Genomic DNA, 17124 nt, shown 5'->3' with positions numbered 1-17124 from the left:
TCATGAGTAAGATATCAGATAATCACGATCATTCTGCTTGGCAGCTTATGAAAAAAAAAGTTAGTGAAAATGGATTTCGTGGTCGTTATAAGACTTATGTACCAGCTTATGCTCAAGTTCCGTTACCAAACAATATGAAAAAGCAAATTTTTTTCTGGCTTGGTACATTGTTTTTTTTCATTCTCTTTATGTTTGTTTTTGGATCAGTTTTGCTTCCTTTCGTGGCGGGGATTGTGTTAGCTTACTTTCTTAATCCTATTGTTCAATTACTTGAAAAGTTTGGTATTCGTCGTGTTTTTGGCACTGTTCTCATTACATTGTTTATTATTATTGTTTTTGTTGCTGCTTTAGTCATTCTGATTCCTATTATTAGTTGGCAAATACAGAAATTTGTGAGTGATGGCTTGCCCGTCTATATTAGCCGTATTCAAACTTTTTTTGTTGAGCATGATTTTAATTGGGTTAGGCGCTATTTTGATAGTGACCCAAATGAATTACAGAGTAATATTAAAGGACTTTTGGGAAAAAGTTCTGATTTTATTACATCCCTCTTGAATTCACTTTTGAAGTCAGGAAAATCTATCGTTAATATCGTCAGTCTATTTGTTGTGGCACCTGTAGTGGCATTTTATATGTTATTAGATTGGCCGCGTATGGTTGCATCAGTTGATTCGTTGATACCGCGGGATCACCTTGAAACCGTTCGCAGTATTTTTCATGAAATGGACAGAGCTGTTGCTGGATTTGTTCGTGGACAAGGAACAGTTTGTTTAATATTGGCAGGGTATTACGCTATTGGTCTAACAATCACGGGGCTTAATTTTGGTCTTTTGATTGGTATATTTATTGGCCTTATCAGCTTTGTTCCTTATATTGGCACAATGAGTGGTTTTGTGCTCTCTGTTGGTGTTGCGTGGGTCCAGTTTTACCCAAACAATTGGGGTTGGATTGTCGTTATCATGGTTATCTTTTTAATTGGTCAATTTGTTGAAGGCTACATTCTTCAACCAAAACTTGTGGGTTCGTCAGTGGGGCTACATCCGGTGTGGTTGATGTTTGCACTTTTTGCTTTTTCTTCATTATTTGGTTTTACTGGTATGCTTGTTGCTGTTCCTGCTGCTGCGGCTGTTGGTGTTTTGGTTCGTTTTGCTCTTCATACTTATCTTCGTTCTCAGATGTATTCGCGAAGTGGAAATTCGGAGCCACTAGAATGAATGGGCGTGAAACGCAATTATCCTTAAATTTTTCTTATAACTCGATTTTCCAATTTGATGATTTGTTGGTGACGGAAAGCAATCGTATGGCTTTTCAGCTTATTGAGCATTGGCCGAACTGGGTTTTACCTATTGCCGTTTTGGTTGGAAAAGAAGGATCTGGAAAAACACATTTTTCTAGCGTATGGGCGCAGAAAGCTGAAGCTTTAAGTATTCATCGTAATGAAATTGATCAGGCTATTGCTGTGGCTTCTTTGGGAAAATCATTTTTAATTGAGGATATTGATGCGGGTGAAGTCAGTGAGACAGGACTTTTTCACTTAATTAATAGTGTTAAGCAAGCAAATCTTGATGCACGTCAAGCTACTTTATTGATAACTGCACGTACAGTGCCTTCAACGTGGAATTTAAAGTTAAATGATCTAAAAAGTCGCCTTAATTCGGTTATGTTAGTTGCTATTAATCAGCCTGATGACGCATTGTTAACAGCTGTCGCTTTTAAACTTTTTTCTGATAGACAGATTATCGTTCATCCGGATACTGTTTACTATCTTGTAAGTCGTTGTGAGCGTTCTTTATTTTCGTTGAAACGTGTTATTGATTCTGTTGATCGGTTAGCATTACAAAGAAAAAGCAAAATAACACGTGCTGTTATTAGTGAAGTCCTTAACATGCAAACACAGTAAACGCTTTTTTAGCGTGGTTCAGACTGTTTAGTAAAAAGTGTTTGAGTTCTATTGTTACTGTAGTATGCAGATAGAAGTGTGATGATTTTAATTTTATCCTTTTTCGCATAATAGCATTTTTTCTTTTATAATCTGCTTAATACATTGTTCGAATGGCCTTGAGATTTTTAATTTATGACGTTGTGTTCTTTCCATGCCTTTGTATAAGCGCATTTGAGCGTTTGAAAATGATTTCAAGGAAAAGGGGGTCTCTCCTTTTTCTATTGAGAAAAGTATTTGTTTTTCTAGTTTATCCATTGTTATTGTTGGAGAGCTTAGAGTTTTTAAAAATAAGAGTGGCTGGAAGAATAAGGGAACAGAGAGATAGATCTATTTTCCTCATATGCGTGTTTGATTCTATATGAGCAAAGTAAGGGTGTTTGAGTTTTATACTATTAGGTAAATTTTTGTGATGCTTAGGTGATTGTTATTGCTAAAAGTATATCTACTGATTTGGATTAGATTTTTTTGTAGGTATCATTTTTTATTTTTGTCAACGAATGTGTCAGTTAGCAGAAAAAAGTTTAAAAAAGTCCTTTTTTGTAAAGAAAAACAATAAAATTAAGAAAAAATGCGTTTTTCCCTTGCACTTCTGTTGTGAAAATTTTAGGAAATGTACATCAGTTAATGTAAATGGCGGAGCGTAGCGCAGCCTGGTAGCGCACCTGATTTGGGATCAGGGGGTCGTAGGTTCGAATCCTATCGCTCCGACCATTCTTGGTTCTGTGTGAGAAAATAGCCCAATTGGGTGCGTGTGGTAAGAAATTGTCATTCAAGCGTTGTGTAGTCTGAAGGAAAGTAGCCATGATCGCGCGTATTTATAGTCCTGCAAAGACAGCGATGCAGTCAGGTAGAAAAAATACTGGTTTTTGGATTTTGCAATATGAGCCGTTACAGGCAAAAATGCTTGAACCTCTTATGGGATATACGGCGACATCTGACATGAATAGTCAGATAAAAATCCAGTTTAATAGGGAAGAAGAGGCAGTTGCTTTTGCACGCAAGAATGCTATCCCTTATCGTGTAGAAAAAACACATGGACCGATTCGGCGTGCTGTTTCTTATTCTGATAATTTTCGCAGTGATAGGCAGCAGCCTTGGACGCATTGATTAAGGGTGCTATTTGAAATTTAGAAAATAATCAGTTGGTCCCGTAGCTCAGCTGGATAGAGCAACGGCCTTCTAAGCCGTGGGTCACAGGTTCGAATCCTGTCGGGATCACCATATTTAAATAGAATAAAGAGATTCTATAAAAGTTCCAACATTTTTGTTCTTTTGATTCTGTTGCGAGTTATTTTCTATCAGCTATACTATGCTGTCTTTTATCCAGCCAAAAAGTGCTTCGAATTGTGATATTATCGCTTCTGTATTAGCTGCACGTGTTTCTGCTAATGTCCTAATCCATGTGCTGATTTTGAATCCCAGCTGCATAAACGCCTCATGAAACAAGGCGCCAGAACTTTCTTTAATGAGTTTATTTCCGCTTTTACTACAAAAATGTTTTATCTCCAATAGAAGTCATTTTAAGAGCTTCTACTAGTTCAGGCAAAATTGGAAGAAAATATCTGTTTTAAATTAACTTCTTTCTGTTTTTAGTCAGATTTATTCAGATAAGAAAGAGATTGTAGCTTTGGAAATTTTTCGGAAGAGAGTTTTGTAAAAATGAGGAAAATCCTCAAAGATATCCAAGGAAAGTTTGTGTTAAGTTTGAATGATTGCGATGAGATAAGAGAAATCTTCAAAGGGGTTTATTTTTTAAAAGTGGAAATATTGTTTATATCTGGTGATTTACAAAAATATCTTAAAGGAAAGTCATAATTTGTAATTGTAGAAAAAATCTAAAAATTTTTATTAGAATCAGAACGAATATTTGTTCTGATTCAAAAGAATTCTGTTTATGTGCTTACATTATTTGATAAAATCTTACGTAAACTGCGCCTTGATCACTCTAAACGACTGTTAGATATGGCAAAAAAATTAAGCGTGTCGTCAACATTTTTATCTTCTATAGATATCTGCAAAAAGTCTGCACTAATTGCGATGGTAGAACTAATTGCGATGACAGAAAAAATCATTGAATTATTACGCTTTAGATCTAGAAACAGCGACCTTCTTAAGAAAAGAAGCTAATGCTCGTTGAAAGTTTTTACAATAAAGCTTTCTGATTTATTTAGTGGTAAAACTGTTGATATATTTGCGAGATTTTGAATAATTTTTCACAACAGAATTTAGCAGCTGCAGAAAATAATAAGGATGTGTTTTAGCAGCATATTCAAAAGTTCTATTTTCTAGCTCTATGATATTTTCCCTAACTTCAAAAAGAGAATAGAAAAATAAAATGCTATTTGTAATAAAATAACAAAATGGTGGGCGTGACAGGGATTGAACCTGTGACCCCTACGATGTCAACGTAGTGCTCTCCCGCTGAGCTACACGCCCACTCAATGACGTTGCATACACCACATAGAATTACAAACGTCAACGCCTAATTTAATTTTCTATTTCATCAAAGACAAATAACTTGGAAAAACATCCTGTTAAGCAGCTATAAGTATTTTTTCAACTTCATTAACCAGTTCACGTAAGTGAAATGGTTTAGAAAGCACTTTTGCATCAGGAGGGGCATCGTTATTTGAATTGAGTGCAACTGCTGCAAAGCCTGTAATAAACATTACTCGTAAATCAGGATCAATTTCAGTAGCGCGTCGTGCCAGTTCGATTCCATCCATTTCTGGCATCACAATGTCAGTAAGTAGAAGGGAAAATGGTTCTTCTTGTAGACGTTTATATGCGCTAGCACCATTATCGAAATCGGCGACTTCATAGCCTGCACGTTCTAGGGCTTTTGCTAGAAAGCGACGCATATCGTTATCATCTTCTGCGAGCAGGATTCGTTTCATGATTATGTTCCAATGGCTCCATTTGTCAGAGTTTTTGCCACATCAATTATACAATATAGAGTATTTATAAAAAAGATGATAAAATGCTCATAATTGGAGTGAATGGCAAAATGGTTAATTCTTACATTCTTGTCAATAATAGTACAGCATATTAGTTGTGAGTTTGTTAAATTCGAAATGTATGTGGCACTAAAAGAAGGAGGCAGTGTTTGAATACTTTAAGCGCGATTAATCACCACTTCTGCTTCTTTTAAATTTTTTCTGGTCGGAGCTTCATTGAAGGATTTATGTGAATGTTCACTTTAGAAACTGCCTATATTTGGAGAATCGTAAGGGTATTATGTTGAGATGCTGTTTTTGAGAAGTTATACGACAAGGCGGATTTTTTATAGCTGTTTTTTCATATACTTTTATGAATATATACATTGTAAATGCAATGATTTTATTTCCAAAATACTTTCTTTAAATGGGATAAAATACTATTTTCTACTGTATAAACTAAGAACAAATTTTTTTAAATATACAAATTTATATTTATGTTTTAATTTCTATTTTACACCATATTGTATTAATATTTGATCTGCTAATAGTTTTTATACTTGAATAATTAATATTCATTCTATAGAATTATTAAATTTTAGTTACTATAAAATTATAACTTTTATTTTTAGGATTAAAAAACTTTTATGTTTGAGTTTTTTACAATAAAATTTCCTGTATTTTCTTTTAAAATTGGTGTTCTTATCTTTATAATGTTAAATTATGCTTTTTAAGAAATATTATCTTATAGATATATCACCGAGAATAAATGCATCAAATGCAGCCCAAAATTGTTTTTTGTAACTTTCTTCATGCATGATTGTGTCAAGTTCAGCGCCTATAATGGTGATACTGTCCATTAAACGTATTTGTTGGCATAATTGTCGTACTTCAATGTTGTTCGCAATATTGTTTTGATTGGCGAGTATAAACAGTGTTGGGATTTGTAAATGGACATGAAGTATATTTTTTTTCATAGAATCAATTGCATTAAGTACTGATGCCATCCATCGAGATGTTGGAGGCTTGATAGAGGGAAAAGGTGTTTTATTGGCACGCCAAAATTGTGTATTTTTTTGTTTAAGTTTTTTTCCACCGTTAGCTGATAAAAATCCAAGACCTATATCAGAAAGAAGTTGTGTTAATTTATGTTGAAAGCTATTCGTTTTATTGCCAAACGGAGCAAAAAGGGGAGAAACGCAGAGCATTCTATTAAACTTATGGTTAATAAGATCCAGGCTACTGAGCGCTATTAATCCACCCATGCCATAGGCCAGAATATAGTAAGGTGGTGGACAATCAGAATAAACAATATTTTTAAGAAATTCATGTAAGTTATTAATGTCATTGTTAATATCAAAATAATGGAGTCGATTCTGTTTTTTTGTATTGAATTGTGATTTTTCTCGGACAAACCAGTCAAATATCGTTGTATGAAAACCGCGTTTAGAAATTTCATTCATTAGTAAAAAATATTCTTCTAAAGCATTTGTATGGCTTTTGAGAATAACAATTGTTCCCTTGGATTTTTTTATTTCAGGATATGTTATCGCAAAACGAATTTCGCGATCAGTGGTTATTTTAAGGTAGCTATTACGGATATTGGGAGGAGTGGGATAAAGAGGTGTTTCCAATTGATATCCTTTACAGTGTATTTTGGCAACTTAGTGCAAAGTGAGATAAAGAGAAGACTGGTATTCATGTAATGATTGATGAAGAAGAGTTAAAAAACAGTTATATTTCGTTCGTGTGTTGTTACGAATTCAAGTACAAAAGAGTTGAAATAGGGTAGAGCAATTACCAGATAAATAGTGCGGTCGCCATGATGGGACTGCTGGTTCACGGGCAGGTTTGCCATTTGGGAACTTTGTGAGTCAATTATAGTCGCTCTAAGGAGGGCAATATTATGCGTCAAATAGATTTTTCACCATTTCATCGTTCAACAGTAGGTTTTGATCATCTTTTTAATTGGTTTGATTCCAGAACACAACCTGATGATGTCTCTTCTTATCCGCCATATAACATTGAGCGTTTAACTGAAGATTCTTATAGAATTTCTATGGCTGTTGCTGGTTTTTCTCAAGATGAAATCGATATAGAAGTGCATTGTAATCAGCTTATGGTTAAGGGTAAGAAGAACCCGGAAAATGATGATGAAGAACGAGAATTCCTTTATCGAGGTATTGCTTCGCGTGCTTTTGAGCGGCGTTTTCATTTAGCCGATCATGTTAAGGTTGTTGGAGCAGAACTTTGCGATGGTCTTCTTCATATTCAGCTTAAAAGAGAGATGCCGGCTGAACTAAAACCAAAGAAAATAACTGTGCAAACATCATCATCTGCCGTGAAAAATGATAACAGTCATAATACTGTGTAAAGCGAATTTAGAAACTGAGAAAACCGAATGATTATTCATTCTTTAAGATAGTAAAGTGGCGCGAGACAAAAGTCTCGCGTTTTTTTATAACTTTCCATTGCACTATTGCAAGGAAGGTTATTCGAAGAAAAACTGTCTATCTATTTCAAATTTATTGTAATTCTTCGATCGTACATCGTTGTACATTGAGAAAATGAGATAAAATTTCAAAACTTCATACATCATGATAGAATAATAATTTAATTCACAAAAATAGGGATATTCTGTATTTACTGGGTATATTTTTGAAAAAATGGTCGGAGCGGCGGGATTTGAACCCACGACCCCTTGACCCCCAGTCAAGTGCGCTACCAAGCTGCGCTACGCTCCGAACTATGTAAAACGACTAAACGACTGTTTCTTTAAAGGCAAGAGAAAAAATAAATAGAATAAAATCTAAAATACTTTTGCTATTTAAAAGAGAGCTTGCGGGAGTGAAAATGAGACTTTGTACTCAATCTTTCTTTGATGATTGATATGAAAAATTAAACAGTTTTAAGTTCCAAGTTTCGTTGATTTTATAGCTGTTATATCATATATTTTATTTAATGATCTTGCGGATTATGAAAACAGGAGATAAGGCCTTTGTGCTTCTCAAAAAGTTCATTTTTCTAGCACTTAATAGGTGCGAAAGAAGGGTGGTATCTAATGTTTTTGTTTATCCATCAGGAATCTTTCAAAAAGGTGAAATTTTTACAAGCTGTAGTAGTAGATGTATAGCATTGAAGAACTTTTTCTCCGTTTTTAATTTTTTGTAAAAAGGGTATTTTGCAACAGGTTACAAGGACAATAAGGTAGGGATCTCGGATAGCATAATCATAAGTCAAAATTTTTGGTATGAGGTTTTTTTCTGGTAAAAAAGATCAGAATATTTTGATTTTATCTTGTTATTTTGTTTTTGATATACCAAAAATAAAATATTGTAGATGAAATGCTTTCAAAGTATTTTTTTAGCAACAAAAGAGTGAGCGATGGGTCGTTTTTCGGTAATAAATTTGACGGAAGCTGCAGTAAATCAGGTTAAAGTGATTATGGATTCCAAAGATGCATATGGTATTCTTATTGGTATCAAGAAGGGTGGCTGTGCGGGGATGGAATATACAATTACCCTTGTAAAGGAAGAGGGTTTGGATGCAGATGTTGTTGAAGTTAACGGCGCTCGTGTTTTTATAGCACATGATGCAGTATTGTTTTTATTAGGAACACAGGTGGATTATGAAGTGACAACACTTCGTTCCGGTTTTGTATTTAAAAATCCTAATCAAATTTCAGCATGTGGGTGCGGTGAATCGGTAGAACTTCGTTCTGCCTCGCAAAATCAACTAAATGAAGCGTATAAAACCAATAGAGCTTAGTAAGATTGTATTTCAGTGAGTTGGGGATTTTCTTATTTTTTAGGCTGGTAAAATTTAATATTTTTTACCTTTCATTTTTAGCCTTATTCAGAGATCTTCCATTTTATTTGAGGTTTCTTCAGCCAGTGTTTTTAGATTGAGTGGATTGACTTTCTTCAATATAGGAAAACGATTTCGAAATTTTATAATTTGTTTCTTAATGCTTTTTATGAATCAATATTCAAGTGGTGCGCGCGAGATTAAGCAAGGTAAAGTGGAGATCACCAAATTCTGTTTCTATATCTGATGTTTTATCATCTTTGATTGCTTCTTTGAGTTCATTGAGCTCTTCTTCTATTGTTGCAAATACTTTATGACTCTCATGCCAATCAAAACCTACTTTAGAAGCTGCTTTTGTAAAGCGAATGCTTTTTATGTATTGGGCTAGATCTTTTTTACTTTTGCAAGAATGCTTATTGTGGAATTGTTTGATGAGTTTTATTTTTCGTAGAGTTTTTTTGTTCAGCCTGTTCTATTTTCTTAATATTATTCCCATTTATTTTCTACAAAACTACGTTTTTTGCTCTGCATTTCCAAAAACGTGAAGATGGCAATGAATCATCTTTGCAGTAATTGTGTGAACAATATCTTCAAAAATAAAGCTGCCTTCTTCTTGTGCAACTGCAGCATGATAGACTATTTGTAGAAAAAGATCACTGAGCTCTTTGCAAAGTCCGCTCGGTATTTCCTTTTAATGGCATCTATAACTTCATAAACTTCTTCGAGAATTAGGGTATGAGAGATCCAAATTTTTTATACTCCAGATACATCCGCTATTATGATTTCGTAATGCTGTAACAATTGCGATAAGATCATTGACACCTTGTGACGCAAATACTTGTATCTCTCTTATATATAAGCGCTATGGATATTAGATATCCCAACGTCTGTGTAACCACATCCATTGTCCAGGATATTCACGTACCCAACTTTCAACAATATCATTTAATTTTTGCGTGGAAGCAGCTACATCGATCTCATCTTTTTCATCAAGTGGAAGTTTTACACGTTCATATAATTCTAAACGATGGCGTCCTCCAGGAAGACGGATACAACGTGCTGGATAAATATCACAATCATACTGTCGCGCAAGTTTTATAATTAAAGGATTAGTTTTAAGTGATCTATTAAAAAATGTTCCTAAAATACCTTGGCGAAACTTTTGGTCAATGAGCATGCCAACATTTTCATTTTTTGCTAACTTGGCCGCTAATGCCCAAGCTGCACCGGCCTTAGATGGGACGAGATGTCCCATGGAAGTTTTCCGGGCTTTAAGAACTCTCTTTGCAATATAAGGATTATTTGGTGGTCTAAATAACACTGTAACATTCAGACCAAAACTTTGTGCGCATATAGGAAGAAGTTCAAAATTTCCTGTATGAGCTGTGAAAAAAATATGCGGTTTTTTTTCACTTTTTAATCGCTCAAATATTTCAGCACCTTTTACCTCAATAAGCCCTGGCTGATCCGCATCAGGATCAAAATCAAAAATTTTATCAAGAAAAATATATTCAGCTAGGAACAGTCCTATATTCTCCCACATTTCTATTGCAATGGCTTTGAGCTCTTCTTCTGTTTTTTCTGGATACGCTGCTTTAAGGTTCGCAAGTGCGATTTTATGACGACGTCCAAGAGGACCGAATGTTTTTGCCAACCAGGAAAAAAAAGAAAATCCAATATTGGTAGGAAAGTATTTTAAAATAAATAAAGAACTTATGAGCGGATATCCCCAAAGAAAGTAAAATAATTTTTTTACTATAATTTTAATACGATACACTAAATTTTTAATATAAAACTTCATCATAATCTAATCAATTTTAAGAACAATTTTACCAAAAATATCACGGCTTTCCATTCGTTTTAAAGCTGTATCAATTTCATCAAACCCAATAATTGTATCAATGACAGGGTGTACAACGCCTTGTGCCATTTTCTGCATGGCGTTTTGCATATTTTCTATACGACAACCAAATGAACCGAATATCTTAAGTTGCTGCTGAAATAACTGCATTAAATTTAGTGGTGCTGTAACTCCAGAGGTAGAACCGCAAGTTACCAAACGTGCTCCTCGTTTCATACACAACAGAGATCCACTCCATGTATTAGTTCCGACATGCTCAAAAACAACGTCAACACCCTTTTTGTCGGTTAATTTACGGACGACACCTTCAAAACGGTCTTTACGGTAATTAATAACGTGATCCGCTCCAAGATATTGTGCTTTTGCAATTTTTTCATCTGAACCTACAGTCGTGATAACTGTACATCCTATGTGTTTTGCGAGTTGAATAGCTGCTGAGCCAATACCAGAACCACCGGCTTGTATCAGAATTGTTTCTCCTGCTTGTAGTTTTGCGTTATCGAAAAGCATATGTTCTACAGTACCAAAAGTAACTGGAGCGACAGCGGCTTGCAATTCATTACATTCCGGAGGAGCTGTAACCAATAAACGCGCTGGCAAATTGACAAATTCACAGGCAAACCCATCAAGATGAAAACCGTAGACACCTTTTACATGAGTACAAAGATTATCCCGCCCTTCACAACAAGCTTGGCACACTCCGCAAGTCTGTGCGCCATAAATTGAGACAATCTGTTCAAGTTTTAAATTTTTAACATTACTACCCAGTTGGACAACTTCACCGGAAGCTTCTGCACCAATCACGAGTGGCATTTTTCTTTTAGCAAAGGCCATACCACGCCAGCCCCATACATCAATATGATTAAGAGCAACGGCTTTTATACGCACTGTTACTTCATCGGGGGTAGGTGGTGGTGGTGGAGAGATATTAGTGACTTCAAGTCGGCGCTCATTGAAGAGTTGTAGTGCACGCATCATTATCCCCTTATATACTGACAGGTTTAAGTGTTACGATGAAAAGGATGATTCTTTATATGCTGTAATAACAAGACTCGTATTTTGACCGCCAAACCCAAATGAATTGGACAGAACTGTATTGACACTGGCCTTCCGGCTGTGGTTAGGAACAACGTCTAGAGGGATGTTAGGATCAGGGATATCGTAATTGATTGTCGGAGGAAGTACCCCTGATTGAATAGTTAAAAGTGAAAAAACAGCTTCTATGGCGCCGGCAGCAGTTAATGTATGACCAATCATTGATTTATTAGAAGAGACTGGAATATGCTTTAAAATATCACCGAAGACTGCTGATAATGCGAGATACTCCATCTTTTCATTTTCAGGTGTTGAGGTTCCATGTGCGTTAATATAGTCAATTTTACTGATGCTTATTTTTGCATCATCTAAGGCTTTGCGAACTGACTCAATTGCTGGTGATGCATCAGGTTTTGAACGCGTACGATGAAAATCATCTGCCGTTTCTCCGCATCCAGCCAAAATGCCTAAAATTGTCGCGTTACGCTCTAATGCACTTTTGAGAGATTCTAGAACAAGAGCACCTGATCCTTCTGCCATAACAAAACCATCTCGATCACGACTAAAGGGTTTTGCTGCTTTTTCTGCAGGATCATTATGGGTTGAAAGAGCAGATAACAAAGAAAAGCGAATAAGGGATTCTGTTGAAACTGAACCATCTGTAGCAATTGTGAGTGCACGATTTGTCTCTCCCCGTCGAATGGATTCAATACCTAACTGAATTGCTGTTGCACCAGATGCGCAAGCCGTTGAAAGCGTAACAGGAAGCCCCTTTGTTCCAAATTTTTCTTGAAGCTTTTCTGCAATTGCACCAAATTGTGTGGTTTCAAATAGCTCTTCATGAAGTTTATGGCTACAGACTTCAAGAAGGTGTGCATAAGAAGGCTTATTATTGACTGTTCCTTCTTGATCAAGAGTAAAGCGCGCTTTCCACTCAAGCTCAACGGGAGGAGCGGCTAAAAATAATGGTCCATTAAAATTTGTTTTATCAAGAGCTGCTTGTTCTATAGCTTCTTCTGCTGCAAGATCCGCGAGTTTTTCAGAAAGAGCTGAAGCGCCAAACGTGCTTTCTTTAAGGAAATCAATTGTTCCAGCAATACGTGTATTTAATCCATCAACGGGAAAGCGTGTTATTTTGTGGATTCCACTAACACCATTCGTTAACTTCTGCCAATTTTCATGTTTTCCTTGTCCCAGTGATGTTACAACGCCTGCTCCAGTTACTGCTACAAGTGGACGTCCAAGATGATCGTTATATTCCATTATAGAAATTTCCCTTACGCAGTAGTTAGACGTGCTAGACCTTCAGCTCTTTTGATACCAATGGTTGTAACTAATGCTTCACGCACTTCTTTAGAAAAAGGCTTTTCGTGAGCACTTAATATTGGAAAACTGCGCTTTTTTCTAACAGCAATAGCAGCAAGGGCAAGTGCTAAAGGAAATTGCGCCTCTCGCATATAACCAAATAATGTTGTAATACCACGGTAAGATATTTCAGCATCATCAAAAGCGCTTTTTTCTGCTTCTGTCACTTCATGAAAACCTGAGGCAGCGGAAATGGCTAAAGCAGATTGGGCTTTCATTGTTTTCAACATTTTTGCAATTGATTTCTTAAGCGGAATTTTTTTTCTGTTTGTTTGATCTGTGATAATCTGGCTTATTTCAGCATAAATACGTGCATTACGTTTTCTCGCGTGTTCTCCACTTTCAAGGATTAGGAAGACCCCACCAGAACCAGTTATAACACCACCGCCAAGGCAATTTTTACGATCCCACACTGGTGTCCATTCACTGCGTGTTAAAAGACCCCCAAGCTCATGTGCCAACAACATATCATAGCCTTGTGCATTATAGGAGCTTCCTACGAGTGCATGGGTACTTTGTCCTTTTCGAATACGAGCTACAGCAACTTGAATAGCAGAAAGCCCACTGCCTTCTTCTCCCATGAAAGTACGAGAGGAACCAGTTACTTTATGAACAATCGAGATATTTCCAGCCAAAAGATTTGAAAGCTGTGCTAAAAACAAAGTTGGTCGAAGTTCAGCCGAAAGAGCGGAATTTAACATGGAAGCGTAATTAACTTCTGTGCGTGCTTTAGAAAGAATTTCTGTATCAACAAGAATATCACGCTCACCTCCACCGGCTGCAACGATCATATCCATTGTTGATATTAATTGTTCATTATTTTTCATGCCAGCATCATCAAGAGCAAGACCAGCTGCATAGGTACCAAGGCGTTGCCATGTTCCCATTTGCCGTTGATCGCTTCTTTTTGGAATTTGTAAACTCCAGTCTATGTCAGGCAATTTATGAACAGTATAGGGCGAAAAAGTTGTACAATCTAGGTTGGGTCTAACGGTAGGATCATTCAGGAGATTCCAATGATGTTCAACCCCTTCACCCAAAGAGCTTATGAGGCCTATACCAGTGATGAATACAGCTTGATCATGCATGGTGAAAAAACTAACCAGCCTGTTTTAGGGTAACGAGTTCATCGATTTTTGCGCAAAGATTTTTAAGAACAAAATACTCTTCTGTTGTAACTGAACCGTCATTGACTTCTTGTGTCCACTGCTCTAGTGGAACTTTAATTCCAAAGGCTTTATCGATAGCGAAAACAATATCAAGAAAATCAAGACTGTCGATTCCTAAATCGTCGATTGTATGGCTTTCAGGTGTGATTGTGCTGCGATCAATTTCACTGATTTCTGCGATAATATCAGCAACTTTATCAAACGTAGAGGGCAATGCATGGTTCCTTATTATAGAGTTGATAAATTTAGAATACAGTTTAACGTTAACCTTCTAGCTTTTTTTGTCTTAAAAAAAAAGACTTAATCCAGAATAACTGTATTTTTTGTAAGGACAGAAAATTTGCAGTACATAAAAGCATGGTATTTTAAGGTTTGAAAAAATTTTCAAATTTATTTTGAGTTCATTTTTTTCATTTGTTTTATCGGTAAATTTTTTCTATTAGCAGCAAGAACCGCAAGAGCTGTCATATTAACAACTCCTCGTGAAGTTACTGAAGGCGTTAGTATATGTACGGGACGTGAAGCTCCGATCAAGATTGGGCCGACATGAAGCGCATTTGTTAGGTTTTTTACGATATTGAGGGTAATGTTAGCGGCATCAAGTGTGGGGAAGACAAGTAAATTAGCTTCACTTTTTAGGCGCGAATCGGGAAAAACACGATCACGAAAAACTTTAGAAAGTGCAGCATCGCCTTGCATTTCACCATCAGCTTCCAAATTTGGGTATAATTCGGTAAGAATTTCTGTTGCGCGGCGCATTTTACGCGCACTTTCTGTATTTTTTGAACCAAAGTTTGAGTGTGACAATAATGCTGCTTTGGGGGTTATTCCAAATGCTTCAATTTCTTGCGCTGCTAGTATCGTCATTTCTGCTATTTCTTCTGCAGAAGGGTCTTCATTAACATAAGTATCTGTTAGAAAAAGAGTACGACGTGGAGAGATAAGTAAGCTAACCGCAGAAAAATGACAAACATTTGGATCAAGCCCAATAATTTGCTCAATCAGTTCAAGATGACGCTCAAAACGCCCTTCTAAACCGCAAATCATTGCATCAGCTTCTTCACGCATTACAGCGAGGGCAGCAATGGCTGTTGTTGATGTTCTGACAATTGTTTTTGCTACTTCGGGGGATACTCCACGTCTTCCTGCATAACGAAAAAATAAATTAACGTAATCATGAAAACGTGGATCGTTTTCTGGATTTGTAAGTTCAAAATCCACGCCGGGACGAATTTTTAACCCAAAGCGTTTTAATCTCGCCTCCACGACATGTGGACGACCAATAAGGAGAGGAATTGCAGTTTGTTCTTCAAGAACAATTTGTGCCGCTCGAAGCACGCGTTCATCTTCACCGTTAGCATAAATTACGCGTTTACGTTTTGCTGTTTTGGCTGCTGCAAAAACGGGTTTCATTGTTAAACCAGAGCGGAATACGAATCTATTGAGAGTGTCGTGATAAGTCTCCATATCTTCAATCGGTCGAATCGCTACACCAGTTTCCATTGCGGCTTTAGCAACGGCAGGAGCAATACGTAGTATTAAGCGTGGATCAAAGGGAGAGGGAATCAGATAATTTGGTCCGAAATTGGACGGTTCCTTTGAGTACGCACGTGCTACAACATCTGATGTTTCTTCACGAGCAAGAGCAGCAATGGCATGAACTGCAGCCATTTTCATTTCTTCATTGATTGCAGTAGCACCAACGTCTAGTGCACCACGGAAGATATAGGGGAAACAAAGTACATTATTGACCTGATTGGGATAATCAGAGCGCCCAGTACAGATCATTGCATCTGGTCGTACAGAATGCGCTTCTTCTGGCATAATTTCTGGTGTTGGATTAGCGAGCGCTAACACTAATGGGTTTGGAGCCATTTTTTTTAGATATTCAGGTTTTAAAACACCACCCGCTGAGACACCTAGAAAAATATCTGCATTATCAATGATCTCGGATAAAGTTCGTGCATCGGTTTTTTGTGCATAATTGACTTTCCAACGATCCATGAGTGTCTTGCGACCTTCATAAACAACTCCCTCTAAGTCGCTAAGCCAAATATTTTTAACTTTTGCTCCAAGATGAACCAAAAGGTTAATACAAGCTAAAGCTGCAGCACCCGCGCCCGAGGAAACAATTTTTGCATCTTCAATTTTTTTACCTGAAAGATTTAATGCATTTAGTACGGCTGCAGAAACAATAATGGCAGTTCCATGTTGATCATCATGGAAAACTGGAATATTCATCTTAGCGCGTAGTTTTTCTTCTATTTCAAAACATTCAGGAGCCTTAATATCTTCAAGATTAATGCCACCAAATGTAGGTTCTAAAGCAGATACTGTTTGCACCATTTTTTCAATATTGGATGCATCAATTTCAATATCAAAAACATCAATATTCGCAAACTTTTTGAATAAAACAGCTTTTCCTTCCATAACTGGTTTTGAAGCGAGCGGCCCAATGTTTCCCAATCCAAGAACAGCAGTTCCATTTGATATAACAGCAACTAAATTAGAACGGGATGTGTATTTAGCAGCAAGATTTGGATCTTTATGAATTGCAAGACATGGTGCTGCAACACCTGGAGAATAAGCAAGAGCTAGATCACGCTGATTGTCGAGAGGCTTTGTCGCTTGTATTTCTAATTTTCCAGATTTTGGATATTGGTGATAAAAAAGTGCGGCATTATCAAGTTCAGCTTTTTGTGAACTAAAGTTACTCTTTTGTTTTGTAGACATTTTAATGATATCCAAGTTAATATAGGTTTATATAGGGAGGCTCTATCTACGCTCAGGTCTTCTCCACTGATGAATCTCATTTTTCTGAATACAAAAACGCACGGGCATGAGCAAATTATTTTGGATCATTAAATCAGTTTGATGATTCTTGTCATTTGTGCTCATTAATAATTTCATTGATATCAGCACGATCATTTTCTCCTTATCAGAAATTTGTCGGTTAAAAACAAACAAAATATTACTGATGATTACATTACCAAGCAGTTATTTTTTGCA

14 protein-coding genes, 4 tRNA genes and 1 pseudogene are annotated in these 17124 nt (G+C 36.4%); 7 read left to right on the top strand and 12 right to left on the bottom strand.

From position 1 onward, the window contains the following. Positions 1-2: 2 nt before the first annotated feature. The 5 genes from V3564_RS03545 (at position 3) to V3564_RS03525 (ending at position 3163) form a co-directional block, all read left to right on the top strand. Positions 3-1214 (top strand): AI-2E family transporter, encoded by a 1212-nt coding sequence (locus V3564_RS03545; protein WP_455480235.1) that lies wholly within the window; start codon positions 3-5, stop codon positions 1212-1214. Next, positions 1211-1900 carry a DnaA regulatory inactivator HdaA gene (gene hdaA / locus V3564_RS03540; RefSeq protein WP_455480234.1) on the top strand — a complete coding sequence of 230 codons (690 nt, stop codon included), beginning with the start codon at positions 1211-1213 and terminating at the stop codon, positions 1898-1900. Before V3564_RS03545 ends, hdaA begins: the two co-directional genes overlap by 4 nt. 676 nt (positions 1901-2576) lie before the next feature. After that, positions 2577-2653 (top strand) — tRNA-Pro (locus tag V3564_RS03535). Positions 2654-2743: 90 nt separating this feature from the next. Further along, positions 2744-3049, top strand: coding sequence for an ETC complex I subunit (locus V3564_RS03530; RefSeq protein ID WP_455480233.1), 306 nt, complete (start codon positions 2744-2746; stop codon positions 3047-3049). A 37-nt stretch (positions 3050-3086) separates the two neighbouring features. Next, positions 3087-3163 (top strand) — tRNA-Arg (locus tag V3564_RS03525). A 1140-nt stretch (positions 3164-4303) separates the two neighbouring features. Here V3564_RS03525 and V3564_RS03520 read toward each other — a convergent pair. The 3 genes from V3564_RS03520 to V3564_RS03510 all read right to left on the bottom strand — a co-directional run bounded on the left by V3564_RS03520 (position 4304) and on the right by V3564_RS03510 (position 6512). Next, a tRNA-Val gene (locus V3564_RS03520) sits at positions 4304-4378 on the bottom strand. 98 nt (positions 4379-4476) lie between these two features. Next, on the bottom strand, positions 4477-4839 hold the full coding sequence (cpdR, locus tag V3564_RS03515; RefSeq protein ID WP_455480232.1) for a cell cycle two-component system response regulator CpdR: 363 nt from the start codon (positions 4837-4839) through the stop codon (positions 4477-4479). A gap of 779 nt (positions 4840-5618) precedes the next feature. Continuing rightward, a complete protein-coding gene (locus V3564_RS03510) occupies positions 5619-6512 on the bottom strand; it encodes a serine aminopeptidase domain-containing protein (protein ID WP_455481422.1) in 894 nt (297 codons plus the stop codon). Between the two features lie 272 nt (positions 6513-6784). Here V3564_RS03510 and V3564_RS03505 point away from each other — a divergent pair. After that, positions 6785-7283 (top strand): annotated as a pseudogene (locus V3564_RS03505) (Hsp20 family protein). A gap of 262 nt (positions 7284-7545) precedes the next feature. Here V3564_RS03505 and V3564_RS03500 read toward each other — a convergent pair. Continuing rightward, a tRNA-Pro gene (locus V3564_RS03500) sits at positions 7546-7622 on the bottom strand. A 640-nt stretch (positions 7623-8262) separates the two neighbouring features. On the opposite strand from V3564_RS03500, the gene V3564_RS03495 reads away from it, so the two are divergent. Continuing rightward, positions 8263-8646, top strand: a complete 384-nt coding sequence (locus tag V3564_RS03495) for an iron-sulfur cluster assembly accessory protein (protein WP_455481421.1) — start codon at positions 8263-8265, stop codon at positions 8644-8646. Positions 8647-8866: 220 nt separating this feature from the next. Here V3564_RS03495 and V3564_RS03490 read toward each other — a convergent pair whose 3' ends face one another. From V3564_RS03490 to V3564_RS03455, 8 genes are all read right to left on the bottom strand, one after another. Continuing rightward, positions 8867-8950 (bottom strand): hypothetical protein, encoded by an 84-nt coding sequence (locus V3564_RS03490; protein ID WP_455481452.1) that lies wholly within the window; start codon positions 8948-8950, stop codon positions 8867-8869. Between the two features lie 246 nt (positions 8951-9196). Then, on the bottom strand, positions 9197-9325 hold the full coding sequence (locus V3564_RS03485; RefSeq protein ID WP_455481451.1) for a MazG nucleotide pyrophosphohydrolase domain-containing protein: 129 nt from the start codon (positions 9323-9325) through the stop codon (positions 9197-9199). Between the two features lie 231 nt (positions 9326-9556). Continuing rightward, complete coding sequence (locus V3564_RS03480) at positions 9557-10486, bottom strand: lipid A biosynthesis lauroyl acyltransferase (RefSeq protein ID WP_455481450.1); 930 nt, start codon at positions 10484-10486, stop codon at positions 9557-9559. Positions 10487-10492: 6 nt separating this feature from the next. Then, positions 10493-11521: a zinc-binding dehydrogenase gene (locus V3564_RS03475; RefSeq protein ID WP_455481449.1), complete on the bottom strand. Its 1029-nt coding sequence runs from the start codon at positions 11519-11521 to the stop codon at positions 10493-10495. 33 nt (positions 11522-11554) lie between these two features. Continuing rightward, a complete protein-coding gene (locus V3564_RS03470) occupies positions 11555-12844 on the bottom strand; it encodes a beta-ketoacyl-ACP synthase (RefSeq protein ID WP_455481420.1) in 1290 nt (429 codons plus the stop codon). A gap of 14 nt (positions 12845-12858) precedes the next feature. Further along, complete coding sequence (locus V3564_RS03465; RefSeq protein ID WP_455481419.1) at positions 12859-14034, bottom strand: beta-ketoacyl-ACP synthase; 1176 nt, start codon at positions 14032-14034, stop codon at positions 12859-12861. A 10-nt stretch (positions 14035-14044) separates the two neighbouring features. Then, the gene (locus V3564_RS03460) at positions 14045-14329 is read right to left on the bottom strand and encodes an acyl carrier protein (RefSeq protein ID WP_455481418.1); all 285 of its coding nucleotides are present in this window, start codon (positions 14327-14329) and stop codon (positions 14045-14047) included. Positions 14330-14505: 176 nt separating this feature from the next. Further along, positions 14506-16848 (bottom strand): NADP-dependent malic enzyme, encoded by a 2343-nt coding sequence (locus V3564_RS03455; protein ID WP_455481417.1) that lies wholly within the window; start codon positions 16846-16848, stop codon positions 14506-14508. Positions 16849-17124 lie beyond the last annotated feature (276 nt).

It is taken from the genome of Bartonella sp. B12(2025) (assembly GCF_053795135.1).
The sequence above is the reverse complement of the archived record's forward strand: the minus strand, read 5'-3'. Positions and strand labels throughout refer to the sequence as shown.

Excerpts from the sequence above, each read along its gene's own strand:
- V3564_RS03545 (WP_455480235.1), top strand. The coding sequence starts at position 3 with ATGAGTAAGATATCAGATAATCACGATCATTCTGCTTGGCAGCTTATG.
- hdaA (WP_455480234.1), top strand. The coding sequence starts at position 1,211 with ATGAATGGGCGTGAAACGCAATTATCCTTAAATTTTTCTTATAACTCG.
- V3564_RS03530 (WP_455480233.1), top strand. The coding sequence starts at position 2,744 with ATGATCGCGCGTATTTATAGTCCTGCAAAGACAGCGATGCAGTCAGGT.
- cpdR (WP_455480232.1), bottom strand. The coding sequence starts at position 4,839 with ATGAAACGAATCCTGCTCGCAGAAGATGATAACGATATGCGTCGCTTT.
- V3564_RS03495 (WP_455481421.1), top strand. The coding sequence starts at position 8,263 with ATGGGTCGTTTTTCGGTAATAAATTTGACGGAAGCTGCAGTAAATCAG.
- V3564_RS03480 (WP_455481450.1), bottom strand. The coding sequence starts at position 10,486 with ATGAAGTTTTATATTAAAAATTTAGTGTATCGTATTAAAATTATAGTA.
- V3564_RS03475 (WP_455481449.1), bottom strand. The coding sequence starts at position 11,521 with ATGCGTGCACTACAACTCTTCAATGAGCGCCGACTTGAAGTCACTAAT.
- V3564_RS03470 (WP_455481420.1), bottom strand. The coding sequence starts at position 12,844 with ATGGAATATAACGATCATCTTGGACGTCCACTTGTAGCAGTAACTGGA.
- V3564_RS03465 (WP_455481419.1), bottom strand. The coding sequence starts at position 14,034 with ATGCATGATCAAGCTGTATTCATCACTGGTATAGGCCTCATAAGCTCT.
- V3564_RS03455 (WP_455481417.1), bottom strand. The coding sequence starts at position 16,848 with ATGTCTACAAAACAAAAGAGTAACTTTAGTTCACAAAAAGCTGAACTT.